Annotated in this window: 15 protein-coding genes; 4 read left to right on the forward strand and 11 right to left on the reverse strand. The window is 75.0% G+C overall.

Annotated features, from left to right (window positions below; translation table 11 throughout):
* Nucleotides 1-15 precede the first annotated feature (15 nt).
* The 3 genes from ACWPWW_RS15895 to ACWPWW_RS15905 form a co-directional block, all read right to left on the reverse strand.
* The gene (locus tag ACWPWW_RS15895; RefSeq protein ID WP_454051845.1) at nucleotides 16-528 is read right to left on the reverse strand and encodes an NUDIX hydrolase; all 513 of its coding nucleotides are present in this window, start codon (nucleotides 526-528) and stop codon (nucleotides 16-18) included.
* Nucleotides 525-2,336, reverse strand: a complete 1,812-nt coding sequence (locus tag ACWPWW_RS15900) for an acetyl/propionyl/methylcrotonyl-CoA carboxylase subunit alpha (protein ID WP_454051308.1) — start codon at nucleotides 2,334-2,336, stop codon at nucleotides 525-527. The genes ACWPWW_RS15895 and ACWPWW_RS15900 overlap by 4 nt, the downstream gene beginning before the upstream one ends.
* 261 nt (nucleotides 2,337-2,597) lie before the next feature.
* Nucleotides 2,598-3,245, reverse strand: a complete 648-nt coding sequence (locus ACWPWW_RS15905; protein ID WP_454051309.1) for a Maf family protein — start codon at nucleotides 3,243-3,245, stop codon at nucleotides 2,598-2,600.
* Between the two features lie 107 nt (nucleotides 3,246-3,352).
* On the opposite strand from ACWPWW_RS15905, the gene ACWPWW_RS15910 reads away from it, so the two are divergent.
* Complete coding sequence (locus ACWPWW_RS15910) at nucleotides 3,353-4,042, forward strand: vitamin K epoxide reductase family protein (protein WP_454051310.1); 690 nt, start codon at nucleotides 3,353-3,355, stop codon at nucleotides 4,040-4,042.
* 70 nt (nucleotides 4,043-4,112) lie between these two features.
* On the opposite strand, the gene ACWPWW_RS15915 is transcribed toward ACWPWW_RS15910, so the two are convergent.
* Genes ACWPWW_RS15915 through ACWPWW_RS15930 form a run of 4 tightly spaced genes read right to left on the reverse strand, consistent with a single transcriptional unit; the run spans nucleotide 4,113 to nucleotide 8,344 of the window.
* A complete protein-coding gene (locus ACWPWW_RS15915; protein WP_454051311.1) occupies nucleotides 4,113-5,837 on the reverse strand; it encodes a DUF885 domain-containing protein in 1,725 nt (574 codons plus the stop codon).
* 43 nt (nucleotides 5,838-5,880) lie between these two features.
* The gene (locus ACWPWW_RS15920; RefSeq protein ID WP_454051312.1) at nucleotides 5,881-6,132 is read right to left on the reverse strand and encodes an acyl-CoA carboxylase epsilon subunit; all 252 of its coding nucleotides are present in this window, start codon (nucleotides 6,130-6,132) and stop codon (nucleotides 5,881-5,883) included.
* Nucleotides 6,129-6,743 (reverse strand): hypothetical protein, encoded by a 615-nt coding sequence (locus ACWPWW_RS15925; RefSeq protein ID WP_454051313.1) that lies wholly within the window; start codon nucleotides 6,741-6,743, stop codon nucleotides 6,129-6,131. Before ACWPWW_RS15925 ends, ACWPWW_RS15920 begins: the two co-directional genes overlap by 4 nt.
* Entirely contained in the window at nucleotides 6,740-8,344 is a 1,605-nt protein-coding gene (locus tag ACWPWW_RS15930) for an acyl-CoA carboxylase subunit beta (RefSeq protein ID WP_454051314.1), read from the reverse strand. Before ACWPWW_RS15930 ends, ACWPWW_RS15925 begins: the two co-directional genes overlap by 4 nt.
* Nucleotides 8,345-8,470: 126 nt before the next feature.
* On the opposite strand from ACWPWW_RS15930, the gene ACWPWW_RS15935 reads away from it, so the two are divergent.
* The 3 genes from ACWPWW_RS15935 to ACWPWW_RS15945 all read left to right on the forward strand — a co-directional run bounded on the left by ACWPWW_RS15935 (nucleotide 8,471) and on the right by ACWPWW_RS15945 (nucleotide 11,850).
* Entirely contained in the window at nucleotides 8,471-9,364 is an 894-nt protein-coding gene (locus tag ACWPWW_RS15935; RefSeq protein ID WP_454051315.1) for a biotin--[acetyl-CoA-carboxylase] ligase, read from the forward strand.
* Nucleotides 9,361-10,464 (forward strand): adenylate/guanylate cyclase domain-containing protein, encoded by a 1,104-nt coding sequence (locus ACWPWW_RS15940; protein WP_454051316.1) that lies wholly within the window; start codon nucleotides 9,361-9,363, stop codon nucleotides 10,462-10,464. The genes ACWPWW_RS15935 and ACWPWW_RS15940 overlap by 4 nt, the downstream gene beginning before the upstream one ends.
* 93 nt (nucleotides 10,465-10,557) lie before the next feature.
* The gene (locus tag ACWPWW_RS15945; protein WP_454051317.1) at nucleotides 10,558-11,850 is read left to right on the forward strand and encodes a multidrug effflux MFS transporter; all 1,293 of its coding nucleotides are present in this window, start codon (nucleotides 10,558-10,560) and stop codon (nucleotides 11,848-11,850) included.
* Nucleotides 11,851-11,868: 18 nt separating this feature from the next.
* On the opposite strand, the gene ACWPWW_RS15950 is transcribed toward ACWPWW_RS15945, so the two are convergent.
* The 4 genes from ACWPWW_RS15950 to adhE all read right to left on the reverse strand — a co-directional run bounded on the left by ACWPWW_RS15950 (nucleotide 11,869) and on the right by adhE (nucleotide 17,071).
* Nucleotides 11,869-13,170 carry an aminotransferase class I/II-fold pyridoxal phosphate-dependent enzyme gene (locus tag ACWPWW_RS15950; RefSeq protein WP_454051318.1) on the reverse strand — a complete coding sequence of 434 codons (1,302 nt, stop codon included), beginning with the start codon at nucleotides 13,168-13,170 and terminating at the stop codon, nucleotides 11,869-11,871.
* Nucleotides 13,171-13,415: 245 nt separating this feature from the next.
* The gene (locus tag ACWPWW_RS15955) at nucleotides 13,416-13,538 is read right to left on the reverse strand and encodes a molybdopterin oxidoreductase (RefSeq protein ID WP_454051319.1); all 123 of its coding nucleotides are present in this window, start codon (nucleotides 13,536-13,538) and stop codon (nucleotides 13,416-13,418) included.
* Nucleotides 13,539-13,655: 117 nt separating this feature from the next.
* Nucleotides 13,656-14,204, reverse strand: a complete 549-nt coding sequence (locus ACWPWW_RS15960) for a hypothetical protein (protein ID WP_454051320.1) — start codon at nucleotides 14,202-14,204, stop codon at nucleotides 13,656-13,658.
* Between the two features lie 140 nt (nucleotides 14,205-14,344).
* Nucleotides 14,345-17,071, reverse strand: coding sequence for a bifunctional acetaldehyde-CoA/alcohol dehydrogenase (gene adhE, locus ACWPWW_RS15965; RefSeq protein ID WP_454051321.1), 2,727 nt, complete (start codon nucleotides 17,069-17,071; stop codon nucleotides 14,345-14,347).
* Nucleotides 17,072-17,298 lie beyond the last annotated feature (227 nt).

The following is a 17,298-nucleotide window of genomic DNA, read 5'->3' on the forward strand; positions in this document are numbered from 1 at the left end:
AACCCCGCACCGGCGTCAGGCCGACCGCTCCTCGACCTCGGGCGGCAGGGCGGCCCGCAGCGTCGGCCACGCGTCGGCGAACGCGGGCAGCAGCGGCAGCGTGGCGACGTCGTCGAAGGCGACCCACGCGATCGCGAGGCTCTCGTCGTCCGTGGGCCGCGGGTCGGTCGCGCCGTCGACGACGGCGAGCACCGTCGTGTACGACCAGTCCTCGTGGTCCAGGACGTGCTGGCCGACGACCCGGACCGACGCCGGGTCGATGCCGGCCTCCTCGGCGGACTCGCGCAGCGCGCCGTCGACGGCCGGCTCCCCGGTGTGCCGGGCGCCGCCGGGCAGACCCCAGGTGCCGCCCTGGTCGCTCCAGAGCGCGCGGTGCTGCAGGACCACCGCGGCGGGCCGTCCGGCCTCGGCGGGGCGCGCGAGCAGCAGCCCCGCGGCCCCGGCGGTGCCCCAGTGCCGCCGACCGCAGCGGCACTCCACCCAGCCGTCGCCCGGGTGGTGCGGCCGCCTGCCCGGCACGGCGGTCAGTCGACGATCTCGCAGATCGCGGAGCCGGCGGCGACCATGCCGCCGACCCCTGCCGACAGCGACGCGACCGTGCCCGCGCGGTGCGCGACCAGCGGCTGCTCCATCTTCATCGCCTCGAGGACGACGACCAGGTCGCCCTCGGCCACCTGGTCGCCCTCGCCGACGGCGACCTTGACGATCGTGCCCTGCATCGGGGACGTCAGGGTGTTCCCCGAGGCGGCGACCGCACCGGGCCGGCCGCCGGAGCGGCGCGGCGCCGCACGACGCGGGCCCGCCGCCGGACGGCCGCGGCCGGCCCGGAGCGCGAGGGCCGCGGGCAGCACGACCTCGAGCCGCTTGCCGCCGACCTCGACGACGACCCGCTCCAGCTGGGTCGGCTCGGCGTCCTCGTCGTCGCCGGCCCCGTTCGCGACGGCCCCGGCGGGGGTGCCGGTGAGCGTCGGCAGCGTGTCGGCGAACTCGGTCTCGATCCACCGCGTGTGCACCGTGAACGGCTGCGTCGGGTCGGCCGGGACGAACGCCGGCGCCTCGAGCACCGCGCGGTGGAACGGCACGACGGTCGGGATGCCGGCCACCTCGAGCTCGGCCAGCGCGCGGCGCGCGCGCTCGACGGCCTGGGTGCGGGTGGCGCCCGTGACGATCAGCTTCGCGATCATCGAGTCGAACGCACCGGACACCGTGTCGCCCTCGACGACGCCGGAGTCGACGCGCACGCCCGGGCCCGCCGGGAAGCGCAGCGTGGAGATGCGGCCCGGCGCGGGCAGGAACCCGGCCGCCGGGTCCTCGCCGTTGAGGCGGAACTCGATCGAGTGCCCGCGGGTCTCGACGCTGTCGTAGCCGAGCGGCTCGCCGGCGGCGATCCGCAGCTGCTCGCGCACCAGGTCGATGCCGCTGATCTCCTCGGAGACCGGGTGCTCCACCTGCAGGCGGGTGTTCACCTCGAGGAACGACACCGTGCCGTCCGCCGCGACCAGGAACTCGCAGGTGCCGGCGCCGACGTAGCCGGCCTCCTTGAGGATGGCGATCGACGAGTCGACCAGCTGCGAGCGCTGCGCGTCGGTGAGGAACGGTGCGGGCGCCTCCTCGACCAGCTTCTGGTGCCGGCGCTGCAGCGAGCAGTCGCGGGTCGACACCACGACGACGGTGCCGTGCTCGTCGGCCAGGCACTGGGTCTCGACGTGCCGCGGCTTGTCCAGGTAGCGCTCGACGAAGCACTCGCCCCGGCCGAACGCCGCCACGGCCTCGCGGACGGCGGAGTCGTACAGCTCGTCGATCTCGTCCTCGGTCCGGGCGACCTTGAGGCCGCGACCACCGCCGCCGAACGCCGCCTTGATGGCGACGGGCAGCCCGTGCTCGCGGACGAACGCGTGCACCTCGGCCGCGCCGGAGACGGGGTCGGGGGTGCCGGCGACGAGCGGGGCGCCGGCGCGCTGCGCGATGTGCCGGGCGCTGACCTTGTCGCCGAGGTCGCGGATCGCCGCGGGCGGCGGGCCGACCCAGACCAGGCCGGCGTCGATCACGGCCTGCGCGAACTCGGCGTTCTCGGAGAGGAACCCGTAGCCGGGGTGCACGGCGTCGGCGCCGGACCGGCGGGCCACGTCGAGCAGCTTGGCGATGTCCAGGTACGTCTCGGCGGCGCGGGCGCCGTCCAGGGCGTAGGCCTCGTCCGCGACGCGCACGTGCAGCGCCTCGCGGTCGGGGTCCGCGTAGACGGCGACGGAGGCGAGGCCGGCGTCGCGGCACGCGCGGGCGATGCGGACGGCGATCTCGCCGCGGTTCGCGACGAGGACCTTCGAGATGCGGGGCACGGCTCACCGTAACGCGGGGGGCCTCGGCGATCACGCCCGCGCCGGTCCGTGCCGCGAAGATTGCGGAACCGCCCACACCGGTGCGGCGCCCTTTGGAGGGTTCCACCATCCCGTTCCGGCGGACGCGGCGGCGAGCGGGGTGCACTTGTCCGGAGCGGACAAACCCGGGCACCCCGCCGGGCCCTGCGGCGTCGGGTGGAGAGCTTCGCCCGACACGCCCCGGCGTGTCCGGCAGGACGCTCCACCCGGTGCGACCCGGGGTCAGGCGGGGAGGCGGGTCCAGAGGTCGGTGATGGGGACGCCGCGGGCCGCGAGCAGCGTGCGCAGCAACGGGAGGCTCAGGCCGACGACGCCGTGGTGGTCGCCCTCGATGCCGGTGACGAAGGGGCCGCCGAGGCCGTCGATGGTGAAGGCACCGGCCACCCACAGCGGCTCGCCCGTCGCGACGTACGCGTCGATCTCGGCGTCGGTGACGTCGGCGAAGTGCACGACCGTGGTCGACGTGGCGCCGTCCTCTGTGGGCTCTGTGGGCTCAGCGGGCTCAGCGGGCTCCGCGCTCGGTCGCCGGTCGACCAGCCAGTGCCCGGAGTGCAGCCGGCCGCTGCGGCCGCGCATCGCGCGCCAGCGGTCCGCCGCGTCCGCCGCGTCGGCGGGCTTGCCCAGCACCCGGCCGTCGATCTCCAGCATCGAGTCGCACCCCAGCACCAGCGCGCCCGCGTGCCCGGGCGCCACGTCACGGGCCTTCGCCCGGGCGAGCAGCAGCACCGCCTCGGCGGGCGGGACGTCGCCGGCAGCCGCCAGGACCGCGGGCTCGTCGACCGCGGACACCGCGACGGTCGGCTCGATCCCGGCGGACCGGAGGGTCGCGAGCCGGGCGGGGGAGGCGGAGGCCAGGACCAGGGTCGTCACGCGCCGAGCCTACGGGCGGTCCGGGGACGTACGTCCCCTCCGCCCGGGCGTCGCCTGCGCCGATGATGTCCGGAGAACTCCCAGGAGGGGATGCGACGATGACCGGCGTGACCGAGGACAGCGCCCGGGCCGGCGTGCGCCCGCGCCCGCAGACGGCAGCCGACCCGATCGACCCCGTCGACGACGACCCGGACTCCCCGCCGCGCCGGGCCTGGCGCCGCCGGACGGCGATCGAGATGGTGGTGTCCGGCGTCATCGGGCTCTACACGTCGTTCGTGCTGTCGATCGAGGCGTGGCACCTGGCCGCCGACCCCGACGCGACGTTCCGGTGCGACATCAGCTCGGTCATCTCCTGCGGGACGGTGGCCCGCACCTGGCAGGCGCAGCTGCTCGGGTTCCCGAACGCGTTCCTGGGGATCGCGTTCGAGGTCGTGGTCATCACGATCTCCGTCGCGGCCATCGGCGGCGTGCGGTTCCCGCGCTGGTTCATGCTCGGCACGCAGGTGGTCTACACGATCGCCCTGCTGTTCGCGTACTGGCTGTTCCTGCAGTCGTACTTCGTGATCGGCGCGCTCTGCCCCTGGTGCCTCCTCATCACCGTGACCACCACGCTGGTGTGGGCGGGTCTGACCCGGTGGAACGTGCGCGACGGGCACCTGCGGCTGCCGGGCGGCGCCGGGCCGTGGGCGCGCGGGTTCGTCGCCGCCGGGTACGACTGGTACGTCACCGCGGCGTGGCTCGTGCTGTTCCTCGCGATGATCCTGCTCAAGTACGGGCCGTCGCTGCTGGCGGCCTGACCGCCCGCCCCTGGCACGACGACGGCCCCGGACCGCGTGGTCCGGGGCCGTCCTCGTCATCGGGTGCGGGTCAGCCGAGCGCGCCCTTGAGCACGTCGAGCGGCAGCGCGCCCATGCCGAGGGCGCGGGCGTGGAACTCGCGCAGGTCGAACGCCTCGCCGCGGCCGCGGGCGGCGGCGGCGGAGTCGTCGCGCACCTGCTCCCAGATGCGCTGGCCGATCTTGTACGACGGCGCCTGGCCCGGCCAGCCGAGGTAGCGGTTCAGCTCGAACCGGATGAACTGCTCCGGCATGTTGACGTTGGCGCGCAGGAACTCCCACGCCTTGTCGGCGTCCCACGTGCCGCCGCCCCAGCGCTCGGGCGCCGGCAGGCCCAGGTGCACGCCCAGGTCGAGCACCACGCGCGCCGCGCGCATGCGCTGGCCGTCGAGCATCCCGAGCCGGTCGCCCGGGTCGTCGAGGAAGCCGAGGTCGGCCATCAGCCGCTCCGCGTACAGCGCCCAGCCCTCGCCGTGGCCGGAGACCCAGCAGGCGAGCCGGCGCCACGAGTTCAGGGTCGCCCGCTGGTAGACCGCCTGGCCGACCTGCAGGTGGTGGCCCGGGACGCCCTCGTGGTAGACGGTCGTCTTCTCGCGCCAGGTGTTGAAGGTCGTGACGCCCGGCGGCACGGACCACCACATGCGGCCCGGGCGGCTGAAGTCGTCCGAGGGGCCGGTGTAGTAGATGCCGCCGTTCTGCGTCGGGGCGATCCGGCACTCGAGGGTGCGGATGGCGTCCGGGATGGAGAAGTGCACGCCGTCGAGCGCGGCCACGGCGGCGTCCGACGTGCTCTGCATCCACTCCTGCAGCGCCGCGGTGCCCTCGAGGCGGCGGCCCGGGTCCTGGTCGAGCGCGGCGACGGCCTGCTCCACGGTGGCGCCCGGACCGGCGATCTCGGCGGCGACGCGCTCCTGCTCGTCGACGACGCGCGCCAGCTCCTCGAGCCCCCACTGGTAGGTCTCGTCCAGGTCGACCGTGGCGCCGAGGAAGTACCGGGACCACAGCGCGTAGCGCTCGCGGCCCGCGGCGTCGGCCTCGGGCGCCTGCGGGGCGAGCTCGTCGCGCAGGAAGGTCACCAGGTCGGCGTACGTCTGCCGGGCGGCCTCGGCGCCGCGCTGCAGGTCGGCGCGCAGGGCGTCGCCGCCGCCGGCCGCGATGGCCGCCCGGGCCTCGGGGCCGTCGACGAACGACGTGAAGAACGAGGACGACGGGTCGGCGAGCTCCTCGGCCTGGGCCAGCGCCTCGCGGACCTGGCGGACGGCGGGGACGCGGCCGCGCGAGGCGGCGAGCCGCAGCGACTCGGCGTAGCCCGCGCCGGAGCGCGGCAGGCCGGAGAGGCGCTCGGCGATGGCGGCCCAGGCGTCGGGGCCGTCGCTGTCCTGGATGTCGAAGACGTCGCGCAGGCCCTGCACGGGCGAGGCGATCACGTTGAGGTCGGCCAGCGTCTCGCCCGCCTCGTGCAGCTCGACCTGCAGGCCGAGGCGCTCGCGCATCGCGGCGAGCGTGACCTCGTCGACGGCGTCGCTCGGGGCGTGGCCGTCGAGCGCGAGCAGCGTCGCGCGCGCCGCGTCGGTGCGGGCCTCGTGCCCCGCGGGGGACAGGTCGGTCACCTCGTGGTCGTGGCCCGCGATGCCGAGGGCGGTGGCCTCCATCGGGTCCAGCGCCGCCAGCGTGGTGACGTAGGAGTCGGCGATCGCGTCGATCGGGGTCGCGGGACGCTCGGGCGCCCCGCCGTCAGTGGTGGGTGCAGTGCTCACCGCCCCAACGTACCCGGCGTCCGCCGGTCGCCGAGAGCGCGCGTCAGCGGAGGCTGGCGCGCCAGGCGTCGGGGCCCGGGCGCCACGTCGCGCTCGCTCCGGGGACCGTGCGGGCGCGGTCGGACCAAGCCGCGCGCGGCTCCTCGTCGTCCGGCGCGTCGTCGTCGCCGGGTGCCGTCGCGGCGACCAGGCCGGCGACCAGGGCGGCCAGCTCGAGGTCGTCCGGGGTGCCGCGGACCACCTGGACGTGCGCGGCCCGCTCGACCCGCGCCGTGCCGGACGGGTCCGCGGTCACGCGCGGTCCCCGCCGTCGGCGTCGCCGCTGCCGTCGGCGTCGTCGTCGAACGCCACCGGCGCCCCGCGCGAGGCGCCCCAGCCCTCGACGGTGTAGCCGCCGTCGAGCAGCCGCTCGACGATCTCGGCGCCGCCGTTGTCGATGATGCCGAGCACGGCGTCGATCGACTGGTCGCTCGGCCCGGCGGGCACGCTGACGACGAAGCCGAGGTGGAACTCGTCGGTGTCCTCGTCGGCGACGGGCTGCTCGGCGGGCTGGCTCTCGTCCTCCCACGTCATGCCGGTCAGCTCGGAGTGCATGCCGAGGCTCTCGTGGAGCAGGTCGTACAGCCGGGCGTTCAGGCCGGAGACCCGGGCCTCCAGGGCCAGGACGCGCGGGTCCTCGTCGGCCTCGGCCGCGCCGAACTCGGCGCGCACGCCGGCCGCCGTCTCGACGTACTCGTGCAGCGCGGCCGCGAGCGCGTCGACCGTGCCGTGCATGGCGTCGGTGTCGACCCCGGGCAGCGGCTCGGGTCCGTGCGCGCCGCCGGCGTGGTCGTGGGCGTCGTGCCCCTCGTGGCCCGCGTGGTCGTCGGGGTCGTGGCTGCCGGGCAGCTGGGGGTCGCCGGTCACAGCGGGATGTTCCCGTGCTTCTTGGGCGGCAGCGAGGCGCGCTTGGTCCGCAGCACGCGCAGCGCGCGCACGATCTGGGACCGGGTCTCGGCGGGCGCGATGACGGCGTCCACGTAGCCGCGGTCCGCGGCGTCCCAGGGGTTCACGATGGCCTCCTCGTACTCGCGCGTCAGGCGGGCGCGTTCCGCGTCGACGTCGCCCCCCGCGTCGGCGACCTGCTTGAGGGCCCCGCGCTGCAGGATGTTGACCGCGCCCCCGGCGCCCATCACGGCGATCTGCGCCGTGGGCCACGCCAGGTTCACGTCGGCGCCCAGCTGCTTGGAGCCCATGACGATGTACGCGCCACCGTACGCCTTGCGGGTGATGACGGTGACGAGCGGCACGGTCGCCTCGGCGTACGCGTAGATGAGCTTCGCGCCGCGCCGGATGATGCCGTTCCACTCCTGGTCCGTGCCCGGCAGGAAGCCCGGGACGTCGACGAACGTGAGCACCGGCAGGTTGAAGGCGTCGCAGGTCCGCACGAACCGCGCGGCCTTCTCGGCGGCGTCGATGTCGAGCGTCCCGGCCATGGTGAGCGGCTGGTTCGCGACGATGCCGACGGGGCGGCCCTCGACCCGGCCGAACCCGACCAGGACGTTGCGCGCGAACAGCGGCTGCACCTCGAGCAGGTCGCCGTCGTCCAGCACGTGCTCGACGACCGTGCGCATGTCGTACGGCTGGTTGTCCGAGTCCGGGACGAGCGCGTCGAGCTCGAGGTCCTCGGCGGTGACCTCGAGGTCGGCCTCGTGCGGGTACGCCGGCGCGTCGGTGAGGTTGTTCTGCGGCAGGTACGACAGCAGCGACCGGACGTAGTCCAGCGCGTCGTCCTCGTCGGACGCCAGGTAGTGCGCGACGCCCGAGCGGGTGTTGTGCGTGGTCGCCCCGCCGAGCTCCTCGAAGCCGACGTCCTCGCCGGTGACGGCCCGGATCACGTCAGGGCCGGTGATGAACATGTTCGACGTGCCGTCGGCCATCACGATGAAGTCGGTCAGCGCGGGGGAGTACACCGCGCCGCCGGCCGACGGCCCGAGGATCAGGCTGATCTGCGGGATGACGCCCGACGCGGCGACGTTCCGGCGGAAGATCTCCGCGAACTGGGTCAGGCCCGCGACGCCCTCCTGGATCCGCGCGCCGCCGCCGTCGCTGATGCCGACCAACGGCATCCCGGTGCGCAGCGCCAGGTCCATCACCTTGGTGATCTTCTGACCGTGCACCTCCCCGAGGCTGCCGCCGAAGACCGTGAAGTCCTGGGAGTAGACCGCCACCGGCCGGCCGTCGACCGTGCCGTGCCCGACGACCACGCCGTCCCCGGGGACGCGCTTGCGGTCCAGCCCGAAGTTGGTCGAGCGGTGCCGGACGAAGGCGTCGAGCTCGGTGAACGAACCCGGGTCGAGGAGCTGCTCGATGCGCTCGCGGGCGGTGCGCTTGCCGCGCGCGTGCTGCTTCTCGGCGGCGGTCTTCTCGGGCTCCGTGACGGCGCGGCGGTGCCGGTCCGCCAGGTCGGCGACCTTGGCGGCGGTGCCGGCGGGCGGGGTCTCGGGCTGCGCTGGGGTGTCAGTCACCCGAGGAAGGCTAGTGCGCCGCTCCGCCGACCGGGGTGGGCGAGGCGCACGGAGCTGCGCGTGTCGGATGGTGCGGATGCGACAACGCGTCCCGTGCACCGGGAGCGCGTGCGCGACGATGGGACCGTGGTCGACCAGACGAGACCGGGCAGCCCCGGACGCGCGCCGCTGCGTGCCGGCGAGGTCCGCGCCGCCCTGCTCGCCCCGGCGGGCCCGCTGCAGCGCTGCGAGGTCCTGGACCGCGCGGGATCCACGAACACCGAGCTGCTGGCCCGGCTGCGCGCCGATCCCGGCTGGGCCGACGGCGGCCTGCTCACGGCGGAGCACCAGGACGCGGGTCGCGGGCGCGCCGGGCACGTCTGGACGACGCCGCCGGGCGCCGCCCTGACCCTGTCGCTCGCCGTCCGGCCCGGGGTGCCGCGGGACCGCTGGGGCTGGTTGCCGCTGCTCACCGGGCTCGGCGTGGCGCGGGCGCTGCGGGCGGCGACCGGGCTGGACGCGGGGGTGAAGTGGCCGAACGACGTGCTGGTGCCGGCGGCCGACGGCGCGGCGCTCGCGGGCTGGGGGACCGACCGCAAGGTCGCCGGGATCCTGGCCGAGGTCGCGCCGGGCGGGGACGTCGTGGTGCTGGGCATCGGGGTGAACGTCGCGCAGGACGCGGACGAGCTGCCGGTGCCGAGCGCGACGTCGCTCGTGGCCGCGGGCGCGACCGCGGTGGACCGGACCGCCGTGCTCGTCGCCGTCGTCCGCGAGGTCACCGGCCTGCTCGCCCGGTGGCGGGCGCACGACGGCGACGTCGCGGCGGACGGGCTCGACGGCGAGGTCGCGGCGGCGTGCCGCACGATCGGCGCCGGCGTCCGGGCGACGCTCCCGGACGGCGGCGAGGTGCGCGGCACCGCGGTGCGGCTGGACGCCGACGGGGCGCTGGTCCTGCGCGGGGCGGGGGGCACCGAGCGGGTCCTGCTGGCCGGTGACGTACGTCACGTGCGCCCCGTCGGTGAACTAGGGTCGCAGCTGTGACGGACGGAGCGCAGCACCGGGTGGACGGGGGGTCGTCCCCGGACGCACCCGGCACCACCGCCCCCGCCGCGGCGCTCGACGCCGCGCTGCTCGGCGGGCCGCGCACCCTGACGCTGCGGGACCTGGCGGAGCGGTCCGGCCTCGACCTCGAGACCGTCCGGCTGTACTGGCGGACGCTCGGCCTGCCGCACCCCGACGCGGACGACGTCGCGTTCACCCGCCGCGACTCCGAGGCCGTCGAGCGGGTCGCGGCGATGCTGCAGACCGACCACATCGGCCGTCGCGCGATGATCTCGCTGACCCGCGCGCTGGGGCACACCAGCGACCGGCTCGCGCTCTGGCAGGTCGAGGCGCTGGTGGAGGACATGGCGACCCGCCGGCAGCTGGACGACCCGGCGGCGCGCCGCGCGGTGCTCGACGAGCTGACCGAGCTGGCGCCGGTGCTCGAGGCGCAGCTGCTGCACTCCTACCGCCGGCACCTCGCGGCGATCACGGCGCGGTACTCCGTCGAGTTCGCCGCCGGGCAGGACGTCGCCGGCGACCCGGCCGCCCTGCCGCTGGCCCGGGCCGTCGGGTTCGCGGACATGGTGTCGTTCACCCGCCGCACCGCCGGGCTCGGGTCCACCGACCTGTCCGACTTCGTGCAGCGGTTCGAGACCGCCGCCCGCGACGTCGTCACCCAGTGCGGCGGCCGGGTCGTCAAGACCATCGGCGACGCCGTGCTGTTCGTCGCGGACGACGTGGGCACCGGGGCCGAGGTCGCGCTGGAGCTGGCGCGGGTGCTGGGCGGGGACCTGGACGTCGAGCGCGAGATGGCCGCCGGCGGGCTCGCCGAGGGCGCGCGCGGCGTCACGCCCGTGCGGGTCGGCGTGGTGTGGGGGCGCGTGCTGTCGCGGTTCGGGGACGTGTTCGGGCCGTCGGTGAACGTCGCCGCGCGGCTCACCGACATCGCCGACCCGAGCACCGTGCTGACCGACCCGGCCACGGCCCGGCTGCTGCTCGGCACGCCGGGGCTGGCGCTCGAGCCGCTCCCCGAGCGGGACCTCCAGGGCATCGGGTCGCTGGCGCCGGTGCGGGTCGCGCGCGCCGGCACCGCCTGACCTGCGGGCCTCCCGCCGTCGCGCGACGGCGCGGTCCCGGCGGGGTCGAATCGATTCGCCCCGCCTCGGCGCGCGTGGGACGATGCGGGCAACATGAGCGCCGGCGACACCTCCTCCCGTCCTGACTCGACCGCCACCGCACCGGTCGCGGCCGGCGGCCCCGTCGCCGCCACCGTCCTGCGCCCGAACGCCAAGTACGTCCTGCTGCTCGGCGTGATGACGGCGCTGCCGGCGATCACGACCGACATCTACCTGCCGTCGCTCCCGGACGTCGCGCGCGACCTCGACACCAGCGCCGCCGCCGCCCAGCTGACGATGACGATGATGCTGATCGGCGGCGCCGTCGGGCAGCTGGTGATCGGCCCGATGTCCGACCGGTTCGGGCGGCGCGCCCCGGTCCTGATCGGCGTGGCGCTGCACATCGTCACCTCGCTGCTCTGCGCGATCGCGCCGGCGATCCTGCCGCTGATCGGCCTGCGGATGCTGCAGGGCTTCTTCAACGCGTCGGCCTCGGTGGTGGCGATGGCGGTGATCCGGGACCGGTTCGTCGGCCCGGACGCGTCCCGGCTGCTGTCCCGGCTGATGCTCGTGATCGGCGTGGCCCCGCTGTTCGCCCCGAGCGTCGGCGGCCTGATCGCGGGCGAGTTCGGCTGGCGGGCGGTGTTCGTCGCGCTCGCGCTCTACGGCGCCGGGCTCTGGGTCGTCGTGCTCCTGAAGCTGCCGGAGACGCTGCCGGTCGAGCGTCGGCTGACGTCGTCGCGCGGCGCGTGGAGCGGGTACCGGGTGCTGCTGCGCGACCGGCACTTCGTCGCGCTCGCGCTGCTGCCCGGCCTCGGGCTGGCCGTCCTGATGAGCTACGTCGTGGGCTCGCCGTTCGTGCTGCGCGAGAGCTACGGGCTGACGGCGGGGCAGTTCGCGCTGGTGTTCGCGGTCAACGGCATCGGGCTGGTCGGCGGCGCGCAGGTGAACGCCGCCCTGGTCCGCCGGTACGCGCCGATCCAGATCATCCGGGTCGCGCTGCCCGTGTCGTTCCTGCTGGTCCTGGCGCTGCTGGTGCTCGCGATCACCGGCGCCGGCGGGCTGCCCGCCCTGCTGGTGGTGCTGTTCCTGACGATGTCGCTGGTCAACTTCACGCCGCCGAACGCGTCCGCGATCGCGCTGTCCCGGCACGGGGAGCGCGCGGGCACGGCTGCGGCGTTCATCGGCGCGCTGCAGGCGGGCGTGTCCGGCGTGGTGGCCCCGCTCGTGGGCGTGCTCGGCGAGTCCGCCTGGGCGATGGCGACGGTGATGCTCGGGGGTGCCGGCGGTGCGCTGTTGGTGCTCGCGCTGGCGACGCCGGCCTACCGCCGCGGCGGGTGGACGGAGAGCGACCGTCCCGCGGGCTGACGCGCCCGCCGGACGTGCTCAGACCGCCAGCGCCGCCAGCCGGTCCGCCGCCTCGCGCAGCACGGCCTCCTGCTTCACGTAGGTGAACCGCACCGCCGTGCGCAGGGCCCGGTCGGCCGCCGAGCCGTCGTGCGTGAACGCCCCGACGGGCACGCCGACGACCCCGGCGAGCTCGGGCAGCGCCCGGCAGAGGTCCGCGGCGTCGTGCAGGCCACGCCCGGCGAGCGGCCCGGCGAGCAGCGCCGCGGCGTCCGCGACGACGAAGTAGGTGCCCTGCGGCCGGACGACCTGGAACCCGGCGGCCGTCAGCCCCGCGCTCAGCAGGTCGCGCCGCGCCGACAGCGAGGCGGCGAGCCCGGCGACGTACCCCGCGTCGGGCCCGTCGGTCGTCTCGAGGTCCAGCGCGTGCGCGATCGCCGGCTGGAACGGCGCGCCCGACACGTAGGTGAGGAACTGCTTCACCGCCCGGACGGCGTCCACCAGCGGGGCCGGGCCGGTGACCCAGCCGATCTTCCAGCCGGTGAACGAGAACGTCTTGCCGGCGGAGGAGATGGTGAGCGTGCGCCCGGCCGCGCCGGGCAGCGTCGCGAACGGCACGTGCGCCACGCCGTCGTAGGTCAGGTGCTCGTACACCTCGTCGGTGACGACCAGGCAGTCGTGCCGCTCGGCCACCTCGGCGACGACGGCCAGCTCCTCGCGGCTCAGCACCGCGCCCGTCGGGTTGTGCGGGGTGTTGAGCAGGATCACGCGGGTCCGGTCGGAGACGGCGGCGCGCAGGGCGTCCGCGTCGAGCCGGAACCCGGCGGGCGTCGCGACCAGGGGTGCCGTCGTGTGCCGCGCGCCGGCCAGGCCGATCACCGCGGCGTAGGAGTCGTAGAACGGCTCGAGCGTGAGCACCTCGTCACCCGGCTCGGTCAGGGCGAGGAGCGCGGCGGCCAGCGCCTCCGTGGCGCCGGTCGTGATCAGGACCTCGGTGTCCGGGTCCGGGGCCAGGCCGTAGTGCCGCTGCTGGTGCGCGGCCACCGCGTGCCGCAGCTCCGGGGTGCCCGGCCCGGGCGGGTACTGGTTGACGCCCGCCGCGATGGCGTCGGCGGCCACGCGCTTGACCGACTCCGGCCCGTCGACGTCCGGGAAGCCCTGGCCGAGGTTGATCGCCCCGGTGCGCCCGGCGAGCGCGGACATCTCCGCGAAGATCGTGGGCCGCGGGACGCCGTCCGCGCCGAGCAGCCCCGCGGACCGGGCGACGTCGCGCCACCGGCCGGCGGGGGCGGTGCCCGTGGCGGGTCCGGAGGCGAGGGAAGAGGCAGGCGGGGTGGTCATCGCGGTCCTGTCGTGAGGGGACCCGAGGAGGGTAGACCCCCGTGCCGCGCCGCCGCCGGGCGCGACCGGAGTGCGGTCGTCCGTGCCCGCGAGGTCGTCACTCCGGCACGAGGTCGTCCGTCCTGCGGGACGACCTCGTGCACGGGTGACGACCTCGGCGTCGTCGGACGGACGACGGGCGACGGACGACGGACGACGGCTGGGGTGACCGGCGGGCCGGCAGGGGGGAGTCGGCCCGCCGGGGTCTAGAGGACGCCCGACGCCGCGGCGAGGCCCCCGAGCACCAGCAGCCCGAGCGAGCCCCACGCGGACACGACCCACCACGGCACGGAGTGCCGGGGCCGGGTGCGCGGGTGGTGCGTGGTCATACCCCTGTGATCGGCACCACGTGCGCCGGCTCAAGCGCTCCGGCCGACTTGTGCGGGTGACTTCACCGCGGCGTCACCCGGGTGGCAGCACCCGGTGGTGACGCGGGTGCCCGCCGGTCAGCCCTGCTCGGCCTGCCCGACCTGGTCGCTCAGCTCCTGGACCTGCTGCGCGAGCCGGTCGAGCGCCTCGGCCGTGGTGGCGTCGACCTGGCCGGAGGCCGAGTCGAGCGCGCCCTGCGCGGACTCCAGCGCCGTGCGGGCGGACGCGAGCTTCTCCTCCGCGGCGGCGGACCCGTCGGCCTGGGCCTCGTCGAGGGCGGAGGTGGCGTCGTCCATCGCGGTCGACGCCTGGTCCAGCGCGTCCTGCGTGGCGGTGCGGGCGTTCGCGTCGAGGTCGGACAGCCGGGCGGTGACGTCGTCGACGGTGGTGCGGGCCGCGTCGACGCGGTCCCGGGCCTGGTCGGCGAGCTCGCCGAGCCGGTCGGCAGCATCGCGGGCGCCGTCGACGGCGGACTGCGCCTGCGAGGTGACCTGGTCGACCTCGGAGCAGGCGCCGAGCAGCGCGGTGGCGCCGAGCAGGAGCGGGACGGCGAGCGCGACGCGGGCTGCGCGGGCGCTGCGGGGGAGCAGGGTGCGGCGGGGGAGCACGGTGCGGCGGGTGGTCATGGGGGCCTCCTCGTCGGGGACCGCCCAGTGTGCCAGCCGCACCTGGACGTCTGCTGCCGGGGGGGGAGGGCAGAGGAGCGCCCCGCCCCGCGGCACAGGGCCGCGGGGCGAGGCGCTCGGGCGAGCAGCCGACCCTCGGGTCAGGCGGACGCGACCGTGGCGTCGCCCGCCTCCGGGGCCCCCGCCCCGGCGGGCGCGCGGTCCGCGTCCTGCTGCTGCTCGCGGCGGCCCCGCACCTCGGACACCGAGGTGCCGTAGTAGGCCGCAGTCATGATGTCCTTCATGTCCGCCCGCATCGGCATGCGGGGGTTGGCGGGCGCGCACTGGTCCTCGTACGCACCCATGGCGACCTCGTCGAGCCGGGACAGGAAGTCCTGCTCGTCGACGCCCTGCGCCTGGAACGACGCCGGGATGCCGACCTTCGCCCGCAGCGCCTCGATGGCCAGCGCGTAGGACTCGACGCCCTGCTCCGGGGTCTCGGCCGGCAGGCCCAGCATCTGCGCGATCTGCTGGAACCGCTCGGGGGCGACGTAGTGCTCGTACTTGGGCCAGCTGGTGAGCTTGGTCGGGATCTGGCCGTTGTACCGGATGACGTGCGGCAGCAGCGTGGCGTTCGTCCGGCCGTGGACCAGGTGGAACGTCGAGCCGATGACGTGCGCCATGGCGTGCACGATGCCGAGGAACGCGTTGCCGAACGCCATGCCGGCGATGGTGCCGGCGTTGTGCATCTTCTCCCGGGCGTCCTTCGTGGCCGGGTCGGCGGGGTCGCCGTTCACGGACTGCGCCAGGTTGTCGAAGATCAGCCGGATGGCCTGCAGCGCCATGCCGTCGGTGAAGTCGTTCGCGTAGACGGCGACGAACGCCTCGGTGGCGTGGGTCAGGGCGTCGAACCCGGAGTCGGCGGCCAGCGAGCGCGGCATCTTCGAGGTCAGCACCGGGTCGATGATCGCGACGGTCGGCGTCAGGGCGTAGTCGGCCAGCGGGTACTTCTTGCCGGCGTCGGGGTCCGAGATGACCGCGAACGGCGTGACCTCCGCGCCGGTGCCCGAGGTGGTCGGGATGCAGACCAGCTTGGCCAGGTCGCCGAGCGTCGGGAACTTGAACGCGCGCTTGCGCACGTCGAAGAACTTCTGCTTGAGGTCGGAGAACACGATCTCGGGGTGCTCGTACAGCAGCCACATCACCTTGGCGGCGTCCATGGGCGACCCGCCGCCGAGCGCGATGATCGTGTCCGGGCGGAAGTGCCGCATCTGCGCCGCGCCGGCCTGCACGGTCTTCACCGAGGGCTCCGGCTCGACCTGGTCGATGATCTGCACCGACACCTTGTTCGGGCGGCGGTTCAGCACGTCCAGGACGCGGTCGACGAAGCCCAGGGTCGTCATGGTGGAGTCGGTGACGATGGTGACGCGCTCGACGTCGGCCATGTCGGACAGGTAGCGGATGGCGTTCGGCTCGAAGTACGTCTTGGCCGGGACCTTGAACCACTGCAAGTTGTTGTTCCTCCGGCCCACGCGCTTGATGTTGACGAGGTTGACCGCCGAGACGTTGTTCGACACCGAGTTGTGGCCGTAGGAGCCGCAGCCGAGGGTCAGCGACGGGATGAAGGCGTTGTAGATGTCGCCGATGCCGCCGAGCGACGAGGGCGCGTTGGCGATCACGCGGATGGCCTTGACCCGGGAGCCGAACTCCTCGGTGAGCGCCTCGTCCTGCGTGTGGATCGCGGCGGAGTGGCCCAGGCCGTCGAACTCCACCATCTGCTCGGCCAGCTGGATGCCCTGCTCGGTCGAGCCGGCGCGCAGGACGGCGAGGACGGGGCAGAGCTTCTCGCGGGTGAGCGGCTCGTGCGGGCCGACGCCGGAGACCTCCGCCAGGATGATCGAGGTGTCGGCGGGGACGGAGAACCCGGCCTGCTCGGCGATCCACTGCGGCGACTTGCCGACGACCGTCGGGTTCAGCTTGGCGTCGGCGCAGTTCTTGCCCTTGGCCTCGACGCCGAAGACGAACTTCTCCAGCAGGGCCTTCTCCTTCTTGCTCGCCCGGTAGGCGTGCAGGACGGCGAACTCGGCCAGCGCGGCGTCGTAGATCGCGTCGTCGAGGATGACGGCCTGCTCGGAGGCGCAGATCATGCCGTTGTCGAACGACTTGGACAGCACCACGTCGTTGACCGCGCGCTTGAGCTTGGCGGACTTCTCGATGTACGCCGGGACGTTGCCGGCGCCGACGCCGAGCGCGGGCTTGCCGCAGGAGTAGGCCGCACGGACCATCGCGTTGCCGCCGGTGGCGAGGATGGTGGACACGCCCGGGTGGTTCATCAGCAGGCCGGTGGCCTCCATCGAGGGGGTCTCGACCCACTGGATGCAGTGCTCCGGCGCGCCGGCGGCGACCGCGGCGTCGCGCACCACGCGGGCGGCGGCCACGGACGACCGCTGCGCGTTCGGGTGGAACGCGAAGATGATCGGGTTGCGGGTCTTGAGCGCGATGAGCGCCTTGAAGATCGCGGTGGAGGTCGGGTTGGTCACCGGGGTCATCGCGCAGATGACGCCGACCGGCTCGGCGATCTCGGTGATGCCGTTGATCTCGTCGCGGCTGATCACGCCGACCGTCTTGAGCGCCGCCATCGAGTTGGTGACGTGCTCGCAGGCGAAGATGTTCTTGACGGCCTTGTCCTCGAAGACGCCGCGGCCGGTCTCCTCGACGGCCAGCTCGGCGAGCTTGCCGTGCTGGTCGAGGGCGGCGACCGCGGCCTTCTTGACCAGGCGGTCGACGTCCTCCTGCGTGAAGCGGGCGTACTCGGCCAGCGCCTTGGTCGCGCCGGCGACCAGCTGGTCGATGGCGGACGCGGTGTCGGTGCTCGTCGTGGTGCTCACGGGGCTCTCCCGAGGGTGGTCGGATGGGGTGTGGAGGGCTCCGTCGACCTCGCACGACCGACGCTATCGAGAAACTTTTCACAAAGTCTGGGACCGGAGTCCCGTGGACCTAGGTCCCGCGCGCCGGCCGCCGCTCCGGGGTCGCCGGCCCGTGCGACCCGCGGGCGCACCGGGCACCCCGACCGAGGTGCCGGACCGGGAGCCCGACCGGCCCGAGGACCCCGACG

It is taken from the genome of Cellulomonas sp. Marseille-Q8402 (assembly GCF_965119525.1).

What these genes read in the sequence shown, in the direction of transcription:
- ACWPWW_RS15950 (WP_454051318.1), bottom strand. Translation starts at nt 13,170, where the DNA reads ATGACCACCCCGCCTGCCTCTTCCCTCGCCTCCGGACCCGCCACGGGC.
- ACWPWW_RS15960 (WP_454051320.1), bottom strand. Translation starts at nt 14,204, where the DNA reads ATGACCACCCGCCGCACCGTGCTCCCCCGCCGCACCCTGCTCCCCCGC.
- ACWPWW_RS15955 (WP_454051319.1), bottom strand. Translation starts at nt 13,538, where the DNA reads ATGACCACGCACCACCCGCGCACCCGGCCCCGGCACTCCGTGCCGTGG.
- ACWPWW_RS15945 (WP_454051317.1), top strand. Translation starts at nt 10,558, where the DNA reads ATGAGCGCCGGCGACACCTCCTCCCGTCCTGACTCGACCGCCACCGCA.